Source organism: Pseudomonas sp. NPDC077186 (assembly GCF_044543505.1).
Taxonomy (GTDB): domain Bacteria; phylum Pseudomonadota; class Gammaproteobacteria; order Pseudomonadales; family Pseudomonadaceae; genus Aquipseudomonas.
In genome coordinates this window covers 61,496-80,737 of record NZ_JBITWE010000004.1, presented here as the reverse complement: position 1 = coordinate 80,737, position 19,242 = coordinate 61,496, and the positions used below count along the sequence as shown (strand labels likewise).

Annotated in this window: 23 protein-coding genes and 2 tRNA genes; 13 read left to right on the top strand and 12 right to left on the bottom strand. The window is 63.7% G+C overall.

What is annotated here, in order from left to right:
* The 10 genes from ACIGKL_RS15950 to ACIGKL_RS15905 form a co-directional block, all read right to left on the bottom strand.
* Positions 1-1,221 carry an AAA family ATPase gene (locus ACIGKL_RS15950; RefSeq protein ID WP_397487515.1) on the bottom strand — a complete coding sequence of 407 codons (1,221 nt, stop codon included), beginning with the start codon at positions 1,219-1,221 and terminating at the stop codon, positions 1-3.
* On the bottom strand, positions 1,215-1,697 hold the full coding sequence (locus ACIGKL_RS15945; protein ID WP_397487514.1) for a TadE/TadG family type IV pilus assembly protein: 483 nt from the start codon (positions 1,695-1,697) through the stop codon (positions 1,215-1,217). Before ACIGKL_RS15945 ends, ACIGKL_RS15950 begins: the two co-directional genes overlap by 7 nt.
* A complete protein-coding gene (locus ACIGKL_RS15940) occupies positions 1,697-2,167 on the bottom strand; it encodes a TadE/TadG family type IV pilus assembly protein (protein ID WP_397487513.1) in 471 nt (156 codons plus the stop codon). The genes ACIGKL_RS15945 and ACIGKL_RS15940 overlap by 1 nt, the downstream gene beginning before the upstream one ends.
* A gap of 48 nt (positions 2,168-2,215) precedes the next feature.
* Complete coding sequence (locus ACIGKL_RS15935) at positions 2,216-3,544, bottom strand: pilus assembly protein TadG-related protein (RefSeq protein ID WP_397487512.1); 1,329 nt, start codon at positions 3,542-3,544, stop codon at positions 2,216-2,218.
* A gap of 7 nt (positions 3,545-3,551) precedes the next feature.
* Complete coding sequence (locus ACIGKL_RS15930) at positions 3,552-3,824, bottom strand: hypothetical protein (protein WP_397487511.1); 273 nt, start codon at positions 3,822-3,824, stop codon at positions 3,552-3,554.
* 93 nt (positions 3,825-3,917) lie between these two features.
* Positions 3,918-5,462, bottom strand: a complete 1,545-nt coding sequence (locus ACIGKL_RS15925) for a type II and III secretion system protein family protein (protein ID WP_397487510.1) — start codon at positions 5,460-5,462, stop codon at positions 3,918-3,920.
* 79 nt (positions 5,463-5,541) lie between these two features.
* Positions 5,542-6,351 (bottom strand): Flp pilus assembly protein CpaB, encoded by an 810-nt coding sequence (cpaB, locus tag ACIGKL_RS15920; protein ID WP_397487509.1) that lies wholly within the window; start codon positions 6,349-6,351, stop codon positions 5,542-5,544.
* Between the two features lie 12 nt (positions 6,352-6,363).
* Positions 6,364-7,698, bottom strand: a complete 1,335-nt coding sequence (locus ACIGKL_RS15915) for an AAA family ATPase (RefSeq protein WP_397487508.1) — start codon at positions 7,696-7,698, stop codon at positions 6,364-6,366.
* Positions 7,699-7,713: 15 nt separating this feature from the next.
* Positions 7,714-8,232 carry a prepilin peptidase gene (locus ACIGKL_RS15910; RefSeq protein ID WP_397487507.1) on the bottom strand — a complete coding sequence of 173 codons (519 nt, stop codon included), beginning with the start codon at positions 8,230-8,232 and terminating at the stop codon, positions 7,714-7,716.
* A 42-nt stretch (positions 8,233-8,274) separates the two neighbouring features.
* Positions 8,275-8,457 carry a Flp family type IVb pilin gene (locus ACIGKL_RS15905; RefSeq protein WP_397487506.1) on the bottom strand — a complete coding sequence of 61 codons (183 nt, stop codon included), beginning with the start codon at positions 8,455-8,457 and terminating at the stop codon, positions 8,275-8,277.
* A 424-nt stretch (positions 8,458-8,881) separates the two neighbouring features.
* Here ACIGKL_RS15905 and ACIGKL_RS15900 point away from each other — a divergent pair, with 424 nt between their 5' ends.
* Both ACIGKL_RS15900 and ACIGKL_RS15895 read left to right on the top strand, forming a co-directional pair.
* The gene (locus ACIGKL_RS15900; protein WP_397487505.1) at positions 8,882-9,742 is read left to right on the top strand and encodes a response regulator transcription factor; all 861 of its coding nucleotides are present in this window, start codon (positions 8,882-8,884) and stop codon (positions 9,740-9,742) included.
* Positions 9,743-9,812: 70 nt separating this feature from the next.
* A complete protein-coding gene (locus ACIGKL_RS15895) occupies positions 9,813-10,142 on the top strand; it encodes a heme-binding protein (protein ID WP_397487504.1) in 330 nt (109 codons plus the stop codon).
* Between the two features lie 204 nt (positions 10,143-10,346).
* Here the strand turns inward: ACIGKL_RS15895 and ACIGKL_RS15890 are convergent.
* Together ACIGKL_RS15890 and ACIGKL_RS15885 are read right to left on the bottom strand one after the other, a co-directional pair.
* Positions 10,347-10,433 (bottom strand) — tRNA-Leu (locus ACIGKL_RS15890).
* A gap of 121 nt (positions 10,434-10,554) precedes the next feature.
* Positions 10,555-10,628, bottom strand: a tRNA-Cys gene (locus ACIGKL_RS15885).
* Positions 10,629-10,647: 19 nt separating this feature from the next.
* On the opposite strand from ACIGKL_RS15885, the gene ACIGKL_RS15880 reads away from it, so the two are divergent.
* The 11 genes from ACIGKL_RS15880 to ACIGKL_RS15830 all read left to right on the top strand — a co-directional run bounded on the left by ACIGKL_RS15880 (position 10,648) and on the right by ACIGKL_RS15830 (position 19,186).
* Positions 10,648-10,806, top strand: coding sequence for a hypothetical protein (locus ACIGKL_RS15880; RefSeq protein WP_397487503.1), 159 nt, complete (start codon positions 10,648-10,650; stop codon positions 10,804-10,806).
* A gap of 310 nt (positions 10,807-11,116) precedes the next feature.
* Positions 11,117-12,016: a LysR family transcriptional regulator gene (locus tag ACIGKL_RS15875; protein ID WP_021441650.1), complete on the top strand. Its 900-nt coding sequence runs from the start codon at positions 11,117-11,119 to the stop codon at positions 12,014-12,016.
* A 478-nt stretch (positions 12,017-12,494) separates the two neighbouring features.
* Positions 12,495-12,704 (top strand): AlpA family transcriptional regulator, encoded by a 210-nt coding sequence (locus ACIGKL_RS15870; RefSeq protein ID WP_021441651.1) that lies wholly within the window; start codon positions 12,495-12,497, stop codon positions 12,702-12,704.
* 30 nt (positions 12,705-12,734) lie between these two features.
* Positions 12,735-13,598 (top strand): ParA family protein, encoded by an 864-nt coding sequence (locus tag ACIGKL_RS15865; RefSeq protein ID WP_021441652.1) that lies wholly within the window; start codon positions 12,735-12,737, stop codon positions 13,596-13,598.
* Positions 13,582-13,767 (top strand): type II toxin-antitoxin system HicA family toxin, encoded by a 186-nt coding sequence (locus tag ACIGKL_RS15860; protein WP_195882762.1) that lies wholly within the window; start codon positions 13,582-13,584, stop codon positions 13,765-13,767. Before ACIGKL_RS15865 ends, ACIGKL_RS15860 begins: the two co-directional genes overlap by 17 nt.
* A 10-nt stretch (positions 13,768-13,777) precedes the next feature.
* On the top strand, positions 13,778-15,448 hold the full coding sequence (locus ACIGKL_RS15855) for a ParB family protein (RefSeq protein ID WP_195882761.1): 1,671 nt from the start codon (positions 13,778-13,780) through the stop codon (positions 15,446-15,448).
* Positions 15,449-15,466: 18 nt separating this feature from the next.
* Entirely contained in the window at positions 15,467-16,027 is a 561-nt protein-coding gene (locus ACIGKL_RS15850) for a DUF2857 domain-containing protein (protein ID WP_031302451.1), read from the top strand.
* A 4-nt stretch (positions 16,028-16,031) separates the two neighbouring features.
* Positions 16,032-17,186, top strand: coding sequence for an STY4528 family pathogenicity island replication protein (locus tag ACIGKL_RS15845; RefSeq protein WP_195882760.1), 1,155 nt, complete (start codon positions 16,032-16,034; stop codon positions 17,184-17,186).
* Positions 17,187-17,454: 268 nt separating this feature from the next.
* Positions 17,455-18,246, top strand: coding sequence for a PFL_4669 family integrating conjugative element protein (locus tag ACIGKL_RS15840; protein ID WP_195882759.1), 792 nt, complete (start codon positions 17,455-17,457; stop codon positions 18,244-18,246).
* The gene (locus ACIGKL_RS15835; RefSeq protein WP_397487502.1) at positions 18,243-18,794 is read left to right on the top strand and encodes a DUF3158 family protein; all 552 of its coding nucleotides are present in this window, start codon (positions 18,243-18,245) and stop codon (positions 18,792-18,794) included. Before ACIGKL_RS15840 ends, ACIGKL_RS15835 begins: the two co-directional genes overlap by 4 nt.
* On the top strand, positions 18,791-19,186 hold the full coding sequence (locus tag ACIGKL_RS15830) for a single-stranded DNA-binding protein (protein ID WP_397487501.1): 396 nt from the start codon (positions 18,791-18,793) through the stop codon (positions 19,184-19,186). The genes ACIGKL_RS15835 and ACIGKL_RS15830 overlap by 4 nt, the downstream gene beginning before the upstream one ends.
* Positions 19,187-19,242 lie beyond the last annotated feature (56 nt).

Here is a 19,242-nt window from a genome sequence, read left to right as displayed (position 1 = left end):
CTATCCCCTGAACAGTCGGCCAAAGGTGCGTTTCAGCAAGCCCTGCTCGGCAGCCTGGGTGCCGAGCAGGGCCTGGCTCAACTTGCGCATGCCGAGGGTCAACGGGGCGCGCGGCGCATGCAGCTCCAGCGGTACCCCGGTGTTCTGACTCTCGCTGACCACCAGGTAGTCGTTGGGCAGTTTCTGCAACGCCGTGCAGCGCAGCGCTTCGGCGATGTCCTGCAGGCTTACCGGCGCGGCCTTGTCGTAGCGGTTGACCACCACCTGCAAGCGCTCGCCCTGTACGCCCAGCTCCTCGCGCATGATGCGCACCAGGCGGGTGGCGTCCTTCAGGTGGCTGAGGCTCTGCTGGACCAGGATATAGACCCGATCGGCCTGCTCCAGGGTGATGCCGGTGAGGTGATCGATCTGCCGCGGCAGATCCACCACCACCCAGTCGTAGGTGCTGCGCGCCAGCCGCAGCAGCGCCTCCAGCTGTTCCAGCCGCACGTCCTGCGCCAGGCACAGCTCGCCGGAGCGGCCGCCCAGCACATGCAGGGTCGGGCTGAAATGGCTGCAGAAGCCGCGCAAGGCGACACCGTCCATGTCCTCGACCTGTTGCAGCACCTCCACATGGCTGTGCGTCGGCAGCATGTCCAGGCAATGGGCGACGCTACCGAACTGCAGATCCAGATCCAGCAACAGGGTATTGCCGCCGCGCGCACTCAGCTGGTGGGCCAGGTTGCAGGCCAACAGGGTGGCGCCCGAGCCGCCCTTGGCATTGATCACCGCAATCAGCTGGCCGCCCGTGGCCTGGCCGGCCTGGGTTTCCTGGATCATTCGCCCCAGGGCGGCCAGCAGTTCGTCGGCGGCCACCGGTTCGGGCAGGAAATCGCGGGCACCGGCCTGCATCGCCAGGCGGATGCCTTCGCGCTCCTCGAGCGGGCCACAGACCAGCAAGGGCGGCCGCTCATGGGCCGGTCGCTGGAGCAAGGCCGCCAGCTCCTCGCGCCACAGGTGACTGACGCACAGCAACAGGAGATCGGGCATCTGTTCCAGGCCATACAGGGGGTCGGTATGCCCGTTGCTCACCAGCCTGGTGCTCACCTGCAGGGTGCCCAGACGCTGGCTCACCGTGCGCAGATGATTGAGGGCAGACGCGTCACGGCTGCTGATCAGCAGCTGCAAGCCACGCTTACCGGCCGCGCGCGCGGCCGTCGGCGCTTCACTGGACTTCAACATGATGTGTCTCCACCCTCGCCATCGGAGCCGAGGCTTTCGCGGGGCAAGATCGCCCTGAACACCGGCAGGTTGACGCCCCCACCGAACCCAGGAATGAGCAACGTAAAGGCAAAGTTCTCGATGCTGAGCTGGACGAAACGAATCGAACTCAGATTCGCCGGATCACCGGGGCTGGCCACCACGGCACCGTTCTCGTCCAGATAAACCAGACTCAGATCGGCCGTATCCAGGTTGCCGATCAGGCCGCTGGCACCCTCGTCGTTCGCCGCATTGAAAATCGCCCGCCGCAACACCACCGGGTCGCTGATCTGGCAGACCGCCGCCAGCCGCGCGCCCCGCCGCACCACTTCGTTCAAGGTGCCGACGGTGAAGTACAGGCGGCCCATTTCCAGCACGCCGAACAACAGGGTGAACAGCAGCAGGCCGATGATGGCGAACTCCACCACGTACACCCCCTGCATGCGCTTTGCGTTCATCACAGCACCCTCATGACCACGCTGGAGTTCAGCGTGATGCCCAGCACAATCGGCTCGCCGAAGAAGGTCGGCAGCGAAGCGCCGATCACCGGGCGGAACAGGTAGGCGATGCTGACCCGCACGTGCTCGCCGCCGACCGGCTCGACCGTCACGTCGGCGGTCGTCAGCTGCGGCACCACCGGAGCGTAGCCGCCTGGGTTGGCCGGCACGCCATAGACGGCGACGCTCTTGGTCTTGCTCTGCAGATCGCCGTTCAGATCGATCTGCCCCAGGGTCGCGTTCCAGGCTTGCCCGGCGACATAGCGACCGGCATCGCGGCTGGCCTGCAGCAGGCTGTTGTGGTGGTAGAGCATGCGGCCGAACTCGCCGATGGCCAGCAACAGCAACAGCAGCAACGGCAGGGCGATGGCGAACTCGACCATGGCCACGCCGCGCTGGGCCTGGCCTGGCTTGAATGAATGAACGTGCATAAGCACCTCCCAGTAACTGGGTTCACCGCTAACCGGTCGAAACTACGCCTAGGAATCCGGGCTCGGCGTCGTCGGGTCGAGATAGGTTTTGTACAGCTGGATGATCTTCGGTCCCACGTCGTCCAGTACTGGCCCGGGCACGCTGTCCCCTTCGCAATCGGTGACGAACTGGCCGAAGATCTGCGCCTGGTTGCCTTGCTGGCTGACCGTCTGGACCAGGAAGAAGCAGCCGTAGCCCAGCACCGGCACCGAGGTCTGCCCGCCGGAGGCACCGTCGCAGTCGCCCACTACTATCTTCAACAGGCGCCGCTCGAACACCCCGTTGGCCTCGCAACCGCTCGGGCAGCCGGCAACGCTGTCAACCCAGTCGTTGTAGTCGAGCAGTGCGCCGCTGCTGGTGTACAGATCGCCGCCACTGGATTGAACCAGTCGGTTCTGGTGCACCACATTGGGCTCGGCATAGGTCATGCGCGGCGTGGTGAAGCTGGTCACCAGATCCGGCGGGCAAGCGTTGGCGTTGACCGGCCCGTTATATTCCCCGAAGCGGGTATTCAGACCCTGGGCCACCGGGCCCACGCTGTTGCCCGGTTCGGTCTCGACCGGCTCGCCCGTGGTCAGGCACTGATCTATACCCTCGCACAGGGCATCGCGGATATCGTCGGCACCGGTGTTGTCGCCCAGGCGGATCAGCTGGAAGTTGCCGGGGCCGATGGCCGGTTCGTTGCCGGCGGCGCTCTTCAACACTTCCAGGTCGCCGAAGCGGTAGCCCCAGAACAGGCCATTGCCCGGGTCGTACTGGTCGGCATCGCCACAGACCATCAGGGGCGCCAGGTTGCACGGTGCGGTCTGGCTCGGCCCGGCAGTGGCGATTGCCGCCACCGCCTTGTCGCCGAGGTTGCCCACGCCGAATGCCTCGGCGAAATCCCAGAAGAACCGGCTCAAGGAATAATTGGCCACCGTCACCCGCACGAAACGGGCATCGGTCGGCCCCGGATAGGCGAAAGGCCCTTCGACGCTGGCGGCCAGCTGCACCACGGCAAAGGCGCCGACGCCGCCGGCGGCGCCAATGGCGCTGGCCAGTTCGCCATTGCCCGCCGCGCTGGCATTGAGCGTCAGGGTAGCGAGCGCCGCATCGCGCGTCAGGCTCGAGGCATTGCCCGAGCCCATGACCTGGCTCAGGGTCTTGGCGCCGCTCAGCGCCGCGGCGTCCACGGCATTTTGCAGACGGGTCTTGTTCGCCAGCATATGCCCGCCGTCCAGGGCCAGAGCGGCCATCAACAACATGGCCGCCAGTGCCACCACGACCAGCACTATCACCGCCCCCCGCTGACGGCGTGGCAGCGGGCGAAACGACCGGCGCATACGGGGGCTCATCATCCAGTCCTCAGTTGCCGATATTGATCTGGATGGGCTGACCGACCTGCTGCGCGTCGCCGGTCACCCCGCGATAGCCGTCCATGACCTTCTCCGTCAGCGGGCCATCGGTGCCTACGGGGGAAACGTCGGTGCCGGGGTTGGCCGCTTGCGCCTTGTCGGCGATCTGCTGGTAGTGGATGTCATAGATGGTGGAACCCAACGGGCCCACCCGGCCCTCGTCGTAGCTCATGCAGCCGGCCAAGGCGGACGCCAGCAGGCACAGGGGAATCATGGTTTTCATGGTCGCTGCCTCCAATCGTTGCTCTTGCGAGGCCCGCCAGGGCGAGTCTCCTTGCACATCTGCCCCGGACGCTAAGCCAGTCCGTACCCGTAACTACTCGAGATCGTGGCCGAAACTGCCCTCGCTGACGCCCAGGCTGACGGGCACGTGCCGCCCCATCTGGCGTCCCTTGGTCTTGCCGAGCAGGTAGAAATCCAGATCGCTCGGCTCGACAAACTTCTCGGTGGGCAGGCGCACGCTGCGGGCATCTATGGGTTTGGCCAGGTGCGGCGTCACCAGGATCACCAGTTCGGTTTCGCCATTGAGGAACTGCTGGCTGCGGAACAGGTGGCCCAGCACCGGGATATCGCCCAGCCCCGGAAAACGGCTGACGAAATCGCGGGTGTTCTCGCTGATCAAACCGGCAATGGCGATGGTCTGGCCGTTGCCCAGCTCGACGGTGGACTGCGCGCTGCGCTTGGTCAGCGAGGGAATCACCTGAGTCACCCCGTCGCCCAGCACGCTGTCCAGGCCGGTGTCCAGCACCAGCGAGTTGACGTTGGAAAGCTCGCTGACCGAGACATTCAGGTTGAGGTTGATACGCCCGGAGTCGAGTACCACCGGGAGGAATTTCACCCCCACGCCGAACTCCTTGAACTCGATGGTGATGCCATCGTCCTCGGTGATCGGCACGGGAAACTCGCCGCCGGAAATGAACTCTGCCTGCTGCCCGGTGAGGGTGGTCAGGGTCGGTTCCGCCAGGACCTTGGCCGAACCGTTGTCCTTGGACGCCTCCAGCACCACGTTGAACAGAAACTCGTCGGAGAGGAACTGCGCGAAGATGCCCTTGCCGCTGCCGATCAGGCTGGTCGGGTCGGGAATGATGAAGCCGTCGTTCACCGGATCGGGCACGAACCCCAGGGGAATGCCGCCCGCGCCGGTGCCACTGTTGAAACCGCCGCCGGACCAACGACCGGAGGAGCCGAAGTCCAGGGCGTTGAAGCGCACGTTGAGGTTCTTGAACAGGTTGCGCTGGATCTCCGCCACCTTGACCTCCAGCATCACCTGCTGGCTGCCGCCTACGGTGAGCAGGTTGATCACCTCCAGCGACTGGGTCGGCGTCGCCGCGGCCGCCTCGCCCTCGCCCTGCACCACGCTGGCGCTCTGCGCGGTGTAGCTCTTGGCCAGCTTGATCGCGGTATCCATCACGGCGGCGCTGCTCACCTGACCGCGCAGCACCAGGGCGCCCTGGGCACTGAACACCTCGATTCGCTCGTTGGGCATCAGCTGATGCAGCTTGCCTTTCAGGCCGCCCAGATCGTGCACCACTTCCAGATCGAGGCTGTCGATCAGGCGGTTGCCGCCATCCCACAGCAGCACGTTGGTGCTGCCCAGGGAGCGACCGAGCAGATAGAGCTGGGTCGGGCTGGTGATCAGGATATCGGCGATTTCCGCATTGCCTACCGAGACCCGTTTCACCGGCGCACGGGTGGTCAGCACCCGCGATTTGTAGAGCGGCACCTGGATACTGCTGATATTGGCGGCCGGCATCGCGGCCACCGCCGCAGGCGCCTCGGCTGCCTGCACCGCGGCACCCGACAGCAGCCAGGCGCCTAGCAGGTACAACGCAAAGGTCCCGAGTCTCCGGATGTTATCCATGTCCTGCTCCTTTCTGGGTATGCCGCTTTGCCTGATTGCAGGGGGCGTCGAACCGTTCCGATGCCGGCACCTGGCCTCTCTACAGCTGTACCTTGCTCACCTCGACAGCGGTGCCGCGGATGATGGTGACGCCGCCGCCATCGCCGCCGCGGCGCACCGCCGGCTTGAGCGCCTTGACCAGCGGCGCCGGCGCAGGCGCCGCGACTACCGGCTTGGCGACGACTTCCGGCTTTTTCTGGTCGTTCAGCGGGTTGCGCAGCGCCAGTTGCAGCCTGCCTTCGGTTTGCGCCTTGACCAGCACCTCGGCCTCTTCGCTGGTCATCTCCAGGGTCACCGCGCGCACCACCACCGGCTGGGTCTTGTCGGTGCTGGCGGTCTGGTCGACGGCGAGCACCCGCAGGTCTTCGAGGATGGTTTTCGCTTCGGCATCGCTGTTATTGCCGACTTTCCGGGTGGCCAGAACATCGACACGGTTGCCCGGCAGCAGGAAGCCGCCAACGCCCACCACATCGTCGACCCGCACCGATACCGCGCGCTTGTTCGCCTCGATCAGCGAGGCCAGGGTGCTGCCGCCCAGGTGCTCGGCCAGGCGCGCACCGCGCACGATGTCGCCGCGCAGCATGGTGAAGGTGGCGATCTTGCCGACCACCTTGTCCGTCGCATCGAAGGCATCGTCCGGCGCGGTACCCTTGGGCATGCGCACCACGGTCACGTGCTGCGCCTCGACCATCTGCCCGAAGGGAATCTCCACGGTGGCGACCACCACGTTCTGCAGGTTGTCGTCCGGGCTGGCATTGAGCCGGGCGCTGAGCCAGTTGTTGGCCATCCAGGCGGCGCCCAGGCCGAGCATCAGGGACAGGGCCACCAGGGTGAGAGTACGCGCGCTCATGTCTGTATCTCCTTATCCAAGAAAGTCGAGTTGGACGAAGTAGTTGCGCCAGGCCCACTCCAGCTCGCGCGGCGACAGCGGCCCGGAGCCATCGACGTAACGCTGGCGATCCAGCGCCATGCCCAGCAGGTCGCGCGGGTGGCAGGGCACCAGCGGCATGCCCTCGCTCTCGTACAGGCCCTGCAGCACATAGCGCAGCAGAATCGGGTCGTAGGCGATGCCCAGGCGCTCGCATTCCTGGCGCCAGATGCGCTCGTACTCGTGGGGCTTGAGGTAATCGAAATGCAGCTTGTAGCCGATGCGCCGGAGGAAGGCCTCGTCGGCCAGCTCCAGCGGGTTGAGGTTGGTGGAGAACACCAGCACCAGGTCGAACGGCAGCTCGCAATGCCGCCCACCGCCGAGGTTGAGGAAGTCGCGTTTCTCCTCCATCGGCACGATCCAGCGATTGAGCAGCTCGGCCGGCGCCATGCGCTGGCGCCCCATGTCGTCGATGATGAACAGGCCATTGCTGGCCTTGAGCTGCAGCGGCGCCTGGTACTGGCGGCTGAACGGGTCGTAGCGGATATCCAGCTGCTCCATGCTCAGCTCGCCGCCGGTGATCACCACCGGGCGCCGGCAGCACAGCAGACGGCGGTCGATGCCCTCGTTGAGCATCAGGCTGTTGGCTTGGCCGTCGTCGTCCAGGCGCTGATGCACCTGGGGATCGTAGATCTCGATCACCGCGTCGTTGATGGCGATGGCGTAGGGCACCCAGACGGCCTCGGCGAACAGGCGGATCAGACGGCTGCTGATGTAGGTCTTGCCGGTGCCGGCCGGGCCGTAAATCATGATGGCGCGCCCGGAATTCAGGGCCACGCCCAGTTGATCGAGCATGGCCTCGGACAGCACCACGCTGGCGAAGGCCGCATGCATGTCGCGCGAGGTGATGCGGCCATGGTGGATGGTCTGCACCTTGAGCAGCGAACGGTAGCCGCTCACCGGATAGGGCGCCGCGCCGATATAGCCGCTGCGCGCCAGGGCATCGCGGGCGGCGCTGCGGCCGCGCTCGGTCAAGCCGTAGCGCAGCCCCTGGCTGGCCGCCTGCGCACCGGCCTGGCCCAGTACCTCGATGCGGCCATCCTTGCGCAGAAAGGCCAGGATCTCGTCCAGCACCGCGCCGGTCAACGCCAGGCGCTCGACCAGCTGCGGCATGGCCAGTACCCCGGCATCATGCAGGTGCTTACACACCAGGTCGCCGAGAAAGTTGTCCGCCAGGCCGGTTTCGCTGATGCTCCGCGGCTGCGGGGCCAGGCGTTCTACGGCTTCGCGTTCGCTGGGGTAGGCATCGCTGTCGCTGACTGCATACATGACGTGCCTCCCGGGTCATTGGGCGAAATGCAGCCAGTACAGACTGGCCAGGGTGCCCAACAGAATCGCCGCCGAATAAGGAAAGGGTTTGCCGGCCACTTCATCCGCGGCCGGAGCAAAGTAGGCGCGGGCCTTGAGCATCAGGCCGTAGCGTGCCAGGGTCTGCAGCAACTGCCCGCGTAGAAGCACCAGCAGAAAGCCGCACAGGCCTCCGGTAATCAGGCTGAATAACGCTGCCCACAACGCACTGCTCGGGGTGAGAAAGGCGCCGACCATGGCCATCAGCTTGACGTCGCCGGCGGCCATGCCGCCCAGCACATACAGGGGCAAAAACACCGCGAAACCTATCGACAACCCCAGCAGGCTTGCGCCCAGGCCAGCCAGACCGCCGGCATAAGCCTGGCCGGCCAGCCCCAGAGCCAGGCCTAGCACCACCAGAAGGTTGGGAATGCGGTGGCGGCGCAGATCGCTCGCCACCGCAAAGCCCAGCAGCCCTAGTAGCACAATGAATGGAACCATCTGCTCTATGGACATCGCTGCGAACTCCTCTTGACAGCCATATTCTCAGGGAGTCAATCAGGTACCTACAGCGGTGCCGAGCGCCGTAATCTTGGTATTCACGTTGTTTCCGAGAATTACGAAGGCCGCGACGACCGCAACCGTAATCAACCCGCCCGCCACCGCATACTCGACGATGGTCAGACCATCCTCGTCTTTAACGAACTTCATCACCGAAGTCTTGATTGCTTGAAAAGTCATTTCGCCCACCTCACTCGAAAGTTGTTCTTCCAGGAAATCGGCGGCACTACTTGCCCCGCCTGCTTGAACCCTAGTCAGGCAAACAAGCAGGGAGTTAGGAGTTTTTTGCGAATCGCTAGGACTTTTTTGCCGCACTGACCGGCTCGACTAGCGACCATCGCCACCCTCCTCGGCTGAACAGGAAAAGTCCAGCCAAAGGAATAACTTACAGATGATTCTGCAACTAATTCTCAGGCGACAGGCGGTAGTTGGCCCATTGATCCGATAAGATCGAGGAGTCCCCGTGGCACTAGGCACGCAGATAAATCTAGAGCGTAAGAACCTAAGCCACCTGTTTCTTATTTTTATTCGATCTTTACAGTAGTGGCACAGTGACAATACTCAAGGCGGGGAGGCGCAAAAACAGAGGCGCAGAGCTAAGGGTATGAAGTCTAACTCGGCCACAAAGCCATTCTTGCTATGGCTCGATCTGACGCACGACCGATCGGTGGAAGAACTGATCGGCCATTTCCGTTCAACCTGCGATTGTCGTCTGGCCAAGAACTCCGCTCTGCCGGAGCGCACGCATGAACAGCCGGACATGATCTGCATGCATTTCGACCGCCCGGATGCACTCGGTCTCAACCTGTTGCTGGAGGTCAAACGTACTGCGCCCTCGATCCCGATCACCATGTTCACCGTGCAACACTCGGAGGAGTTGGCCGTATGGGCCATGCGCTCGCGGGTCTGGGAATACATGGTGCTGCCGCTCTCGGCGGCGGAGAAAAGTCGCTACCTGCACTCCCTGCAGCAACTGTGCGAGCTACGCCGCAGCGTCAGCGGTCACTCCAGGAAACCGCTGGTGGAGCGTCACCCCACCCTGCCCGAAAGCATCCGTCTGACCACCGAGCACCAGAAGCAGCAGCCACTGCACAAGGTGTTGCAGCATATCGACCAGCATTTCCGTGAGAGCGTCGACCAGAAGGATCTGGCGCAGCGTTGCGGCATGACCCCCTTCCGCTTCAGCCGCCTGTTCAAGGACGTCGTCGGCGTCGGTTTTATGGAGTACATCCTGAACAAGCGCATGGACTTCGCCAAGGAGTTGCTCGACAACAGCCAGATGCCAATCACCAGCATCGGTTACGAGGCCGGTTTCAAGGACCCCTCCTACTTCGCCCGCGCCTTCAAGCAGTCCTGCGGTTGCACGCCCAGCGAGTACCGCCAGGCACGCCGCCCCGGCCAGGCCATGGCGGACGAGCCGCCCATGCCGGCGCTCGACAGCCTGATCCTGGGCAGCCACACCTGATCGGGCCGCCGGCCGAACGGCTGCACGCCATGCACCGCTAGCCGCTCCGCGCTCCTCCGTAGCCATACGGATGGCGGGCCCCCGAGGCGGCTGGCATGATATCCGCCGTGAAGCCCCTGACCGACATCCGTACCCTGGTTCTCTGGCTGGCCCTGCCAAGGCCTTCACCGCCGCATCGGCGAAAACGCCGACCCTGGCCATCATGGAAAACGCGCAGAAGAACCCGGGCGCCGCCAACCTCACCGACATCCCCGGCTTCCTCCTGCAGGGCGGCGGCGTCCCGGTGAAAGCCGGCGATAACGTGATCGGTGCGATCGGCGTGGCCGGTGCCCCGGGCGGCCACCTGGACGCCCAATGCGCCGACGAAGTCCTGGCCGCCAACGCGGCCCTGTTCCAGTAAGCGGCGCTTGCCCCGACGCGGCGCGGGCGCGCCTGCAGCCTGCCGCAGTGCTGGGCAGGCTGCAGTGATCGCTCGCCGTAAATTCTGCGCGGTTATGGCAGAGCGATGAGGCATAAACTGCCTCAATGAGAAGAGTGCGAGAAACCGCCGGGATGAGCGATCAAGCGTCACATTCAAGAAGAATCGTAAGTGCTTGATTTGAAATGGTGCCCGAAGCCGGACTCGAACCGGCATGCCATTGCTGGCGAGGGATTTTAAGTCCCCTGCGTCTACCGATTTCGCCATTCGGGCGGTAGCGCTACGCTGAAGGGCTGGACTATATACAGCGCCTACAGCAGCCGCAAGGCATGGGGATTGCCTTGGGGTAATAAAAAAGCCTCGTAAATCATGGATCTACGAGGCTTTTTTGAATTGGAGGCTGAGGTCGGAATCGAACCGGCGTTCACGGATTTGCAATCCGGTGCATAACCACTCTGCAACTCAGCCTTAAATCAAACGAGCCGCCGTGGCGACTCGTGTAAAACTGGAGCGGGAAACGAGACTAGAACCAAGTCTCCAACCTTTTGATTTAAAAGGCTTTTCCGCAATCACTGCCTTGGCAGCGGACGCAATTATGGACTTGTTTGATGAGCCAGGCAACCCCTGCCAGCAATTTTTCTTTTGAGCCGGCTAGAGGCTGATAACGAGCCTTGCTGCGCCCCCTTCGCCGGCCCGATGGGGCCTGGGCACATTTTCTTTCATTGGTGGTACATCCCGTTATCAAGTGGGGTTATTGTGCCATCACCGCCCAACCTCTCGCGGCGGTAGAGCGTCCCGGTCGCATTGCAGCACGAGCGCCCCGGGATCACCAGGCGGGGCTGGAGCCCACCAAGGAGCGTCAAAGAGGACTCTTCGAAGACGGAATCGCATGCGCCCCTTGTGAGGGATTACTGCGGGCCATCCAAGAGGAGCAGAGCAAGCACGGAGGCTGTTGTATGCGGATACGTCATCTGCGCTATTTTCTGGTCGTCGCCGAAGAGCTGAGCTTTTCGCGGGCGGCAGCCAGAGTCCATATCGAACCCTCCCCCCTGTCGCGGGCCATCAGAGAGTTGGAGTCGGGGTTGGGGGTCCGCTTATTCCAACGCACGAAGGCGGGCATGCGTTTGACTTGGGCCGGTGAAGTTTTCCAGGACGACGCTCGCCGCATACTCAGCTTCGTAGAAGATGCTCAGAGCCGTGTCCGTGCAGCTGAGAAGGGCTATCGCGGCCGGCTACGCATCGGCCTGACTGACAGTCTTGCTCAGCCCTACCTGACCAAACTGTTGGCACGTTGCCGAGAGGAAGAGCCCCTCACCGAGGTGAAGATCGTTGAGATGACCGTCAGCGAGATGGTTAGGGCATTGGTGCATGACCAGATTGATGCGGGCTTCACTGTGCATACCGAGCTCAGCGCTGGGCTGGTCAAGGAAGTCGTTTGGACCGATCGCCCCATCATTGCCATCCCGCGAAACCACCCTCTTCTCTCCTTGGAAAAAATTCCTCTGCAGGAGGTGGCTCGGCACACTTTGATTCTGTGCCATCCAGAGCTGTGTTCAGGGGGATACGACGTGATTCATCGCTGGTTCTACGAAGCGACCTTGCCGTTTCCCACAAATGCCGAATACGTTTCTGGGCACGAACCCATGGTGATGTTGGTCGCTGCCGGCTACGGCATCGGCATTGGCCTGGCCTCGCAAATCACGCTCTACAATCACCCAGATGTGATCGTCCGCCCTGTCACGGACGATGTACCGAGCACAGCGACGTTCATCACCCTGCTCGATCAGCCACGCCCTGAGGCCCTCAGCCGATTCATCGACCGCGCCCGGCAAATTGGTGAGGTGACCATCGGCTAATCTGGGGGCTCACAGACTCCGATCCGGCCCAGAGCTGGCGCGTCAAGGTCTTTTTTCCGTCGGTAGTCGGACCTTTAAGGTCGCCCCATCATGGAACCCGTGCCCTTTCACGCGATGCAGCGCAGCGAATGCCCGCCGAATCAGCCCCAGAAATAGATGACAGCCACCGGCATCGTCCACCAACTTTTTTGGTCGCCTCCGTGACCCAGAAGTGCGGATTCACCGCCTCATCCTGTGCGCAGTAGTAGGCTGTGCCTTTTCGATCTTGATTACCCCCGACGCCCTATCAATAGTGCCCGCCTTGCGGATCGGCTGGACGGCGGATGCCAAACAGCAGTGCGAAGTTAGAGCGGCCAAGGGCCGTTCTTGTAAATCAGGTGGTCAGCACGATCCGATTGTTTGATGCGCCAATGGAGTGACGCCTTTCTACTGCCTGTCACCCCTTACGAGTGCTACCAAGCATAAAGGAGTGACCACGATGTCCACTGAGCAAACCGCGATTGCCGAGCATCGCATCCTGCGTCGGGCCGAAGTGGAAGCCAAAACCGGCTTCAAGCGCGCCCACATCTACAACTTGATGAAGGAAGGCAAGTTCCCCAAGGCCTTGCGTCTAGGGATTCGTGCCGTCGGCTGGGACTCCGTCGAAATCGACTGCTGGATCAGCGAACGCCTCAAAGAGCGCGTTTGACGCAGATCCACTACGGACGGGGAGCGGCTCATGCACGTGATCGCCATCATTTCGACCAAAGGTGGGGTCGGTAAGACGACCGTTGCCGCCAACCTGGGCGGCTTTGTCGCCGACGCCGGTCGACGGGTTCTGCTGATCGACCTCGACGTCCAGCCGACGCTGTCGTCCTACTACGCGCTCACTCAGCAGGCTGCCGGCGGCATCTATGAGCTACTGGCATTCAATGAGCAGTCGCTGCCGCTGTTGATCTCCCAGACCTCCGTGCAGAACCTGGACGTGGTGCTGTCCAACGACCAGCACCAACAGTTGGGTACGCTGTTGCTGCATGCGGCCGATGGGCGCTTGCGGTTGCGCAACCTGATGTTGCTGTTTCGGCCGCATTACGACCTGGTGTTGATCGACACTCAGGGCGCCCGCAGCGTCATGCTGGAGATGGCCCTGCTCGCCGCCGACCTGGCCGTCTCGCCAATCACCCCGGAGATTCTGGCGGCGCGGGAACTGCAGCGCGGCACGCTGCAGCTAATCGATGCCATCGCTCCGTACCGCTATCTGGGCATCCAGCCACCGCCCCTGCACCTGCTGCTCAATCGCGTGCCCGCCGTCTCATCGAACGCCAGGTTGGTGCAGCAGACGCTGCGGCTGATCTTTCGTGAGCACAGCGAGGTGCGGATTCTGGACAGCGAACTGCCGGCGATCGAAGCCTTCCCGCGGGCGGCAACCGCGTGCCTGCCCGTGCACCGGGTCGAGTACCGACGCCCGAGCGGGCGTCAGGCGCCGGCGGCGCTGGAGATCATGCGCGCCTTGGCCAGTGAGCTGCTGCCCCAGTGGCAGGAGTCGTTTGCCAGCATGACCGGTCGCGTCGGCAGGAGGCCGTCACATGTCGAGCACCGCTGAGCGCTGCCGTGAAGAACCGCGGTTGGTGGCGCTGATCGAGTTCGCCCTGCGCGAAGGCTGGCACGTTCGCCGGACGCCTGCAGGGCAGCTGAAGCTTGTGAAGCCAGGCCTGCCGCCAATCTTCACGCGCTCAACGACAATCAGCCACCGGATGGGCCAAAGCAAGTAGGGAGGCCGTCATGGCGACTGTCACGCCTGAGGAAATGGCCGGTAAATTGCTGGCTGAGGGGTTTTCCCGCACCGGCCCTGCCGCACAAGCATTGAGCGACCCGGTGACCGACACGCCGATGGTGGTCACGCTCGATGACCTGCGCCCCTACGAGCTCGACCCACGCCTGACGCGCAATCCCCTGTACGACGAAATCAAAACCTCCATCCGTGAGCGGGGCCTGGATGCCCCACCACCGATTACCCGCCGCCCCGGTGCCGAGCACTTCATCATTCGCAACGGCGGCAACACTCGCCTGGCGATCCTGCGCGAGCTGTGGTCGGAGACCAAGGATGAGCGCTTCTTCCGCATTCCCTGCCTATTCCGGCCGTGGCCGGAACGCGGCGAGATCGTCGCCCTGACCGGGCATTTGGCGGAGAACGAACTGCACGGCAGCCTGACGTTCATCGAGCGGGCGCTCGGCGTTGAAAAGGCCCGTGAGCTCTATGAGCTGGACAGCGGCAAGACGCTGTCGCAGTCGGAGCTGGCCCGACGCCTCAGCACGGACGGCTACCCCATCCAGCAGTCGCACATCAGCCGCATGCAAGACACCGTGCGCTACCTGCTGCCGACCATTCCGAACGTGCTGTACAACGGCCTGGGCCGGCATCAAGTCGAGCGCTTGGCGGTATTGCGCAAAGCCTGCGAGCTCACCTGGGAAAAGCATGCCAGCGGCAAGGCGTTGACCGTCGATTTCGAGACGCTCTTTCACGACGTCCTCGCCCCCTTCGATGTTCAGCCCGACAGTTTCTCCGCCAGCCGCGTCCGGGACGAGCTGATCGGCCAGATGTCGGAGCTGCTGGATATCGACTACAACGTGCTGGAGCTGGATATCGACAGCACCGAGCACCGCCAGCGGGCGGTAACCAGTCCACCCCAGTTGCCGGTTGAAACCGCAACCGTCGTTCAACCTGGGCATGCAGTCACTTCGCCGCCGGATGCCACTCAGAACAATGGCACTGCAGCAGGCGCTTCAGGATCCGAACCGAACAACGACGCCGCCCCGCCGCTAGTCCCAGCGCCGACACCCGAGCCAGGCGCTTCTTCCGGTGATCATGATCCCGACGCGCGCCTGCAGGGCCATATCGTCTCCCCCGCCGACAATACCGAGCGCCTGCAAGGCATCCAGCATTTGCTCGCCGAGCATACCGGCGAGCCGCTGCCGGCCTTCGCGGACAGGGTGTTGCAGGCCATTCCGGTGCAAGCCGGCGGGCTGTTCCCGATCAGCGACGTCTGGTACATCGAGCCGGGACTGGACTCGCCCGATCGCCTGCGCATCCACATCGCCCAACTCGCCCAGGAGATCGCCGAGCAAGCCGAGCTGATCGACTGCATCGAAGCGATCGAGACCGGCATAGGCTTCACCTGCAGTGCATCCCACGCGGACTTGTTGCCACCGGCCTTCGGCCAGGTGGTGTTGGCGTTGTTACGCGCCTTGATTCGCCCCTACAACGCGGCGCCCGATCAGGGTGATATGCGCCTGGAGGACAACCTGGGGGCACTGTTGCTGGGAGGCGGCGTCAGGGATACAGGCGTCCTACCCCGTCTCAGCGATAACGGCTTGGTCAAGCTGTTCCGTCTGATCCGGCTGGCACGCCGGCTGTTGGATCTGGAGGCCAATCCAGGTAAGGCCAACCCCTGAAACAGGCCGGAGGGAACCATGTCGACACCTCATCCGCTTAATCAAGCTGTGGTTGCACAGGCGCTGCACGACCTGCGCAATGGCCAACTGCGCCGTTGCCAGTCGATGGGTTTCAGCGAGCGGGAACTGGACGTCCTGAAGCAGCCGGCACTGGTGAGCCTGCTCGCCAATGCCCAGGTGCCCTGGTGCTCCGTGACGGTCAATACGGCCGTCCTCTGGCGCCTGGTCAGCCAGATGCACGACATCGAGCAGGAGATCGCCACGATCGATCGCATGCTGCGCCTGGGGGCCAGTACCGAGATGGTCAGCAAGTTCTACGGGCTGACCCATCAGGAAGTCGCCCTACGCCGCGACATCATTTGCCTGCCCAAGCGCAGGGGACGGCATCCGGTGCTGAATGAAGAGCAGGAAATGGCCCTGTGGAAACAGTGGAAGGCCGGCATCACCGAGCGCGGCATCGCGCTGGATGACGACAGCACCATGCTGGAACTGACGATGGATCTGGCCGAAGCCCTCGCCTTGCCCATGTCGGTGATCTGGGCGGCCATCGCAAGCTGGATCGACCAAGGCCTGGTGTAGGGCCATGGTCGCGCCGGCAGGTTCCGCCGCGCTTTCAACGCTGCTCGACGACGCCCTGCGACAGTTGCCGCCCAACCCGGAGCACACGCCTGCCAGCGATGGTTTTCTCTACAGCGGCAATCGCCATGAAAGCGTGCCCCGGGCGCTGTTTCTCGACACGCGGTTGACCCCGCTGGAGCGCAATGCCTGGCAAATCATCCGGCTCATGCTCAACGCCGATGGCGTGACGGCGTTCCCCACCTACGATCAACTGCGTCCCTACCTGGCCTCGACGCCCTGCGCGCAGCAGGCGTCGTACGAGACCGTAGCGAGGGCACTGACGATGCTGCGGCTGACGCGCTGGCTGAGTCTCGTGCGCCGCCGGCGCGATCCTAAGACCGGGCGCATCAAGGGCAATCTGTACGTCCTGCACGACGAGCCCCTCACCCCCTTCGAAGCCATGCAACTCGATCCCGAGTACCTGGGGTTGGTAAGCCATGCGCTGGAGCATGCCAGCAAGGCGGTGCAGCGGGTGGGCTACCGCACCATTCAGGACATCTGCAACGACCCGTTGCTCAGCGGCCGCGTGTTGCCGACGCGACTGCAGGTGCTGGTGCAGCGCATGGCCCAGGGCGAGGTCAGCTCTCGGGAAAGTTATCCACAGGCATGCCCACGTCATGAATCCGAAGAGGGTGAAAACGCCCTTCTTCGGAATGGCGAGCCGCCGTCTTCGGATGCCGAAGCAGGCGCGAACACCAGTAAAACCGGCCCTCTTCGGAATCCGAAGCGGGACCGTACTAGTACTCGTATAGATAAAGCAGTACGTACAGTACCGCGTGCGCGAGAACACCAGCACCTGCGTCTGCCTGAGTGCTTTCTGGCACTGCGCGAGGAGCAGCAGGCCGGCGCGTTGGTGGCCCTGCAGCAAGTGCAGGTTGAACAGCGACAAGCCGTGCTCGATGAATGGGCCGCGCGCTGTCGCAGCAACGCGGTGCGCAAACCGGCCGGTTATCTGTTCGGCATCATCCAGGCGGCCATTCGCGGCGAATTCAACGCCTGGGCTGGACAAGGACAGAGCAACGCCGTCGCCGCCGATCCACCTCCCGTACCCCGAGCGGCAAACCCCGATGTGGTGCACATGCACCTGGCCCAACTGCATGCCCTGTTGCACCCCAAGTGACGGTCGAGTAACCCTCCCTGGCTCTCTCTGGAGCTATCCCCCGGGGATAGTTGCAACACACCGCCTTCCGGAGCTGAGCCACGCCCTGCTCTGCACCCGAAACGTCCGCCTGCCGACTGGATCTCCCTGGAACTATCCCCCGGGGATAGTTGCAACAGGTAGCCTTCCGCCCGGCAAAGCTGGCTGGCCTCGGCTGCGCTTTGTTGACTGACCGCCTTCCGCGAGCTGGCCAAGCTGGCGACTCGTTCCTCTCACGCGAGTCGTCCCCATGGCCACCGACACCTCCTTGCAACTGAATCTCGGATCGCTGCGCAGTGCCATGTCGCTGACGCTGCACACCCATCACGCCTCGCGCATCTGGCACGGCCGCGCGGCCAGCGAGGGCAAGCCCGGCATCGTCGGCTTGAACGGTTTCATCGCCATCGCCAACAAGATCAAGCGCGGCGCCGAGCAGGACGACCCCTACTCGGACTGGTGGATGCTGAGGCTCGAGGACAAGCTGACGCAGACCAAGGACAGCCTGCAAGCGCTGCGTGAGCAGGTCGACCAGGCCCTGGCCGACGTGCCGCCGGCCTTGTCGTTGGGCGAGAACATGAATGTGCAGCCGGTGAAGTTGCCGCTGTTCGTCAACGCGCAGCTCGGCTTCCTCGCCGTGTACCTGCTGGCCGATTACGACGACCTGGCGCGCAAGCTGATCCTCGCCCATCACACCGCGCTGATCGATCGCAGCACGCTTGAGCGCTGGCTCAACGAAGGGGCGCATGCCCTACGCAGCCTGTTCTCGCTGGCGCAGCAGTACCGCTACTCGGGCTGCACCCGGGACGACTTCGCGGCCAAGAATGCCGCCGCCAGGGCGGCCCTGGAGAAACTCGGGGAACTGCCGCAGGAGGTACTCGAAGGCACGCTGCGCTCGCGCTATGCCCCGCCGATCATCCGGCGCTCGGCGTTGGCCGCCTCGGCGCACCCGGATACCGCGGATTCCAGTGACGACGATGCCCAGGCTGAGCGCAGCGATATTTCTCTGGCGACCTCCGCCGATAACGAGGAGGCATCGGTATGAGCTCGACTCCGAATGCTGTGGCAGCCCGCCGCTTTTACCCCCTGGAACAGGCCGACTTCCTCAAGCTGGAACAGGCCGCCTCTCTAAAAGGCCTTTTACAGCCTTTTAAAGGTAAGGGGGCACTTACCCAGTGGGCCAGCCAGTGCCACAGGCTTCGCGATGAGCTGATCGAGCTGGCACAGCGACGCGTTCTGGGGCAAGCGAACGCCTATCCCTTCCGCCTGCTGCCGGTGGAGCTGGCCCAGCAGACGACGGGCGCCGGCACGACCTTTCTGCGCTGGCGCAAGCCCGATCGCTCGGCCATGGGCGTGGCGTTGTGGCAGGGGCTGATCGGCAGCGCCAGCACGCCCGACACCCTGCTCGATGACCTCTTCGCCATGGAGCAGCAGCGCATCGTGCTGAACATGCAGATCAGCCTGCTGCACACGCTGGGCCGCCAGGCTCACGAATGCGCCGGCAAGCTGGTCCAGGCTGAATCGCTTTACCTGCAGCGCGCCCCAGCAAGCGCTGCTTCCATCCACACCACCTGTTCCAAGGAGTCACTATGAGCACGCACTTTGTTGGCGAAGGCAACATCGGTTCTGCGCCGGAGTTCAGGGAGTTTCCCAGCGGCAATGACGAACCCAGGCGGCTGTTGCGCCTGAACGTGTATTTCGACAACCCGATCCCGACCAAGGACGGCTATGACGACCGCGGTGGCTACTGGGCCCCGGTGGAGCTGTGGCACCGCGAGGCCGAGCACTGGAAAACGCTGTACCAGAAAGGCATGCGCGTCCTGGTGGAAGGCCGCACCGTGCGCGATGAGTGGGAGGACGCCGACGAGAACGAGCGTGTGACCTTCAAGATCGAGGCGCGGCGTGTCGGCATCCTGCCGTACCGGATCGATGCCGTAACCCTGAGCCCGAAACCGGCCACCGAGCCCGCCCAGCCGGCTGAGTGAACCCGCAAAAGACGTCCCTGGAACTATCCCCGGGGGATAGTTCCAGGGAGTTCCAC

What these genes read in the sequence shown, in the direction of transcription:
- ACIGKL_RS15950 (WP_397487515.1), bottom strand. Translation starts at nt 1,221, where the DNA reads ATGTTGAAGTCCAGTGAAGCGCCGACGGCCGCGCGCGCGGCCGGTAAG.
- ACIGKL_RS15945 (WP_397487514.1), bottom strand. Translation starts at nt 1,697, where the DNA reads ATGAACGCAAAGCGCATGCAGGGGGTGTACGTGGTGGAGTTCGCCATC.
- ACIGKL_RS15940 (WP_397487513.1), bottom strand. Translation starts at nt 2,167, where the DNA reads ATGCACGTTCATTCATTCAAGCCAGGCCAGGCCCAGCGCGGCGTGGCC.
- ACIGKL_RS15935 (WP_397487512.1), bottom strand. Translation starts at nt 3,544, where the DNA reads ATGATGAGCCCCCGTATGCGCCGGTCGTTTCGCCCGCTGCCACGCCGT.
- ACIGKL_RS15930 (WP_397487511.1), bottom strand. Translation starts at nt 3,824, where the DNA reads ATGAAAACCATGATTCCCCTGTGCCTGCTGGCGTCCGCCTTGGCCGGC.
- ACIGKL_RS15925 (WP_397487510.1), bottom strand. Translation starts at nt 5,462, where the DNA reads ATGGATAACATCCGGAGACTCGGGACCTTTGCGTTGTACCTGCTAGGC.
- cpaB (WP_397487509.1), bottom strand. Translation starts at nt 6,351, where the DNA reads ATGAGCGCGCGTACTCTCACCCTGGTGGCCCTGTCCCTGATGCTCGGC.
- ACIGKL_RS15915 (WP_397487508.1), bottom strand. Translation starts at nt 7,698, where the DNA reads ATGTATGCAGTCAGCGACAGCGATGCCTACCCCAGCGAACGCGAAGCC.
- ACIGKL_RS15910 (WP_397487507.1), bottom strand. Translation starts at nt 8,232, where the DNA reads ATGTCCATAGAGCAGATGGTTCCATTCATTGTGCTACTAGGGCTGCTG.
- ACIGKL_RS15905 (WP_397487506.1), bottom strand. Translation starts at nt 8,457, where the DNA reads ATGACTTTTCAAGCAATCAAGACTTCGGTGATGAAGTTCGTTAAAGAC.
- ACIGKL_RS15900 (WP_397487505.1), top strand. Translation starts at nt 8,882, where the DNA reads ATGAAGTCTAACTCGGCCACAAAGCCATTCTTGCTATGGCTCGATCTG.
- ACIGKL_RS15895 (WP_397487504.1), top strand. Translation starts at nt 9,813, where the DNA reads ATGGCGGGCCCCCGAGGCGGCTGGCATGATATCCGCCGTGAAGCCCCT.
- ACIGKL_RS15875 (WP_021441650.1), top strand. Translation starts at nt 11,117, where the DNA reads ATGCGGATACGTCATCTGCGCTATTTTCTGGTCGTCGCCGAAGAGCTG.
- ACIGKL_RS15870 (WP_021441651.1), top strand. Translation starts at nt 12,495, where the DNA reads ATGTCCACTGAGCAAACCGCGATTGCCGAGCATCGCATCCTGCGTCGG.
- ACIGKL_RS15865 (WP_021441652.1), top strand. Translation starts at nt 12,735, where the DNA reads ATGCACGTGATCGCCATCATTTCGACCAAAGGTGGGGTCGGTAAGACG.
- ACIGKL_RS15860 (WP_195882762.1), top strand. Translation starts at nt 13,582, where the DNA reads ATGTCGAGCACCGCTGAGCGCTGCCGTGAAGAACCGCGGTTGGTGGCG.
- ACIGKL_RS15855 (WP_195882761.1), top strand. Translation starts at nt 13,778, where the DNA reads ATGGCGACTGTCACGCCTGAGGAAATGGCCGGTAAATTGCTGGCTGAG.
- ACIGKL_RS15850 (WP_031302451.1), top strand. Translation starts at nt 15,467, where the DNA reads ATGTCGACACCTCATCCGCTTAATCAAGCTGTGGTTGCACAGGCGCTG.
- ACIGKL_RS15845 (WP_195882760.1), top strand. Translation starts at nt 16,032, where the DNA reads ATGGTCGCGCCGGCAGGTTCCGCCGCGCTTTCAACGCTGCTCGACGAC.
- ACIGKL_RS15840 (WP_195882759.1), top strand. Translation starts at nt 17,455, where the DNA reads ATGGCCACCGACACCTCCTTGCAACTGAATCTCGGATCGCTGCGCAGT.
- ACIGKL_RS15835 (WP_397487502.1), top strand. Translation starts at nt 18,243, where the DNA reads ATGAGCTCGACTCCGAATGCTGTGGCAGCCCGCCGCTTTTACCCCCTG.
- ACIGKL_RS15830 (WP_397487501.1), top strand. Translation starts at nt 18,791, where the DNA reads ATGAGCACGCACTTTGTTGGCGAAGGCAACATCGGTTCTGCGCCGGAG.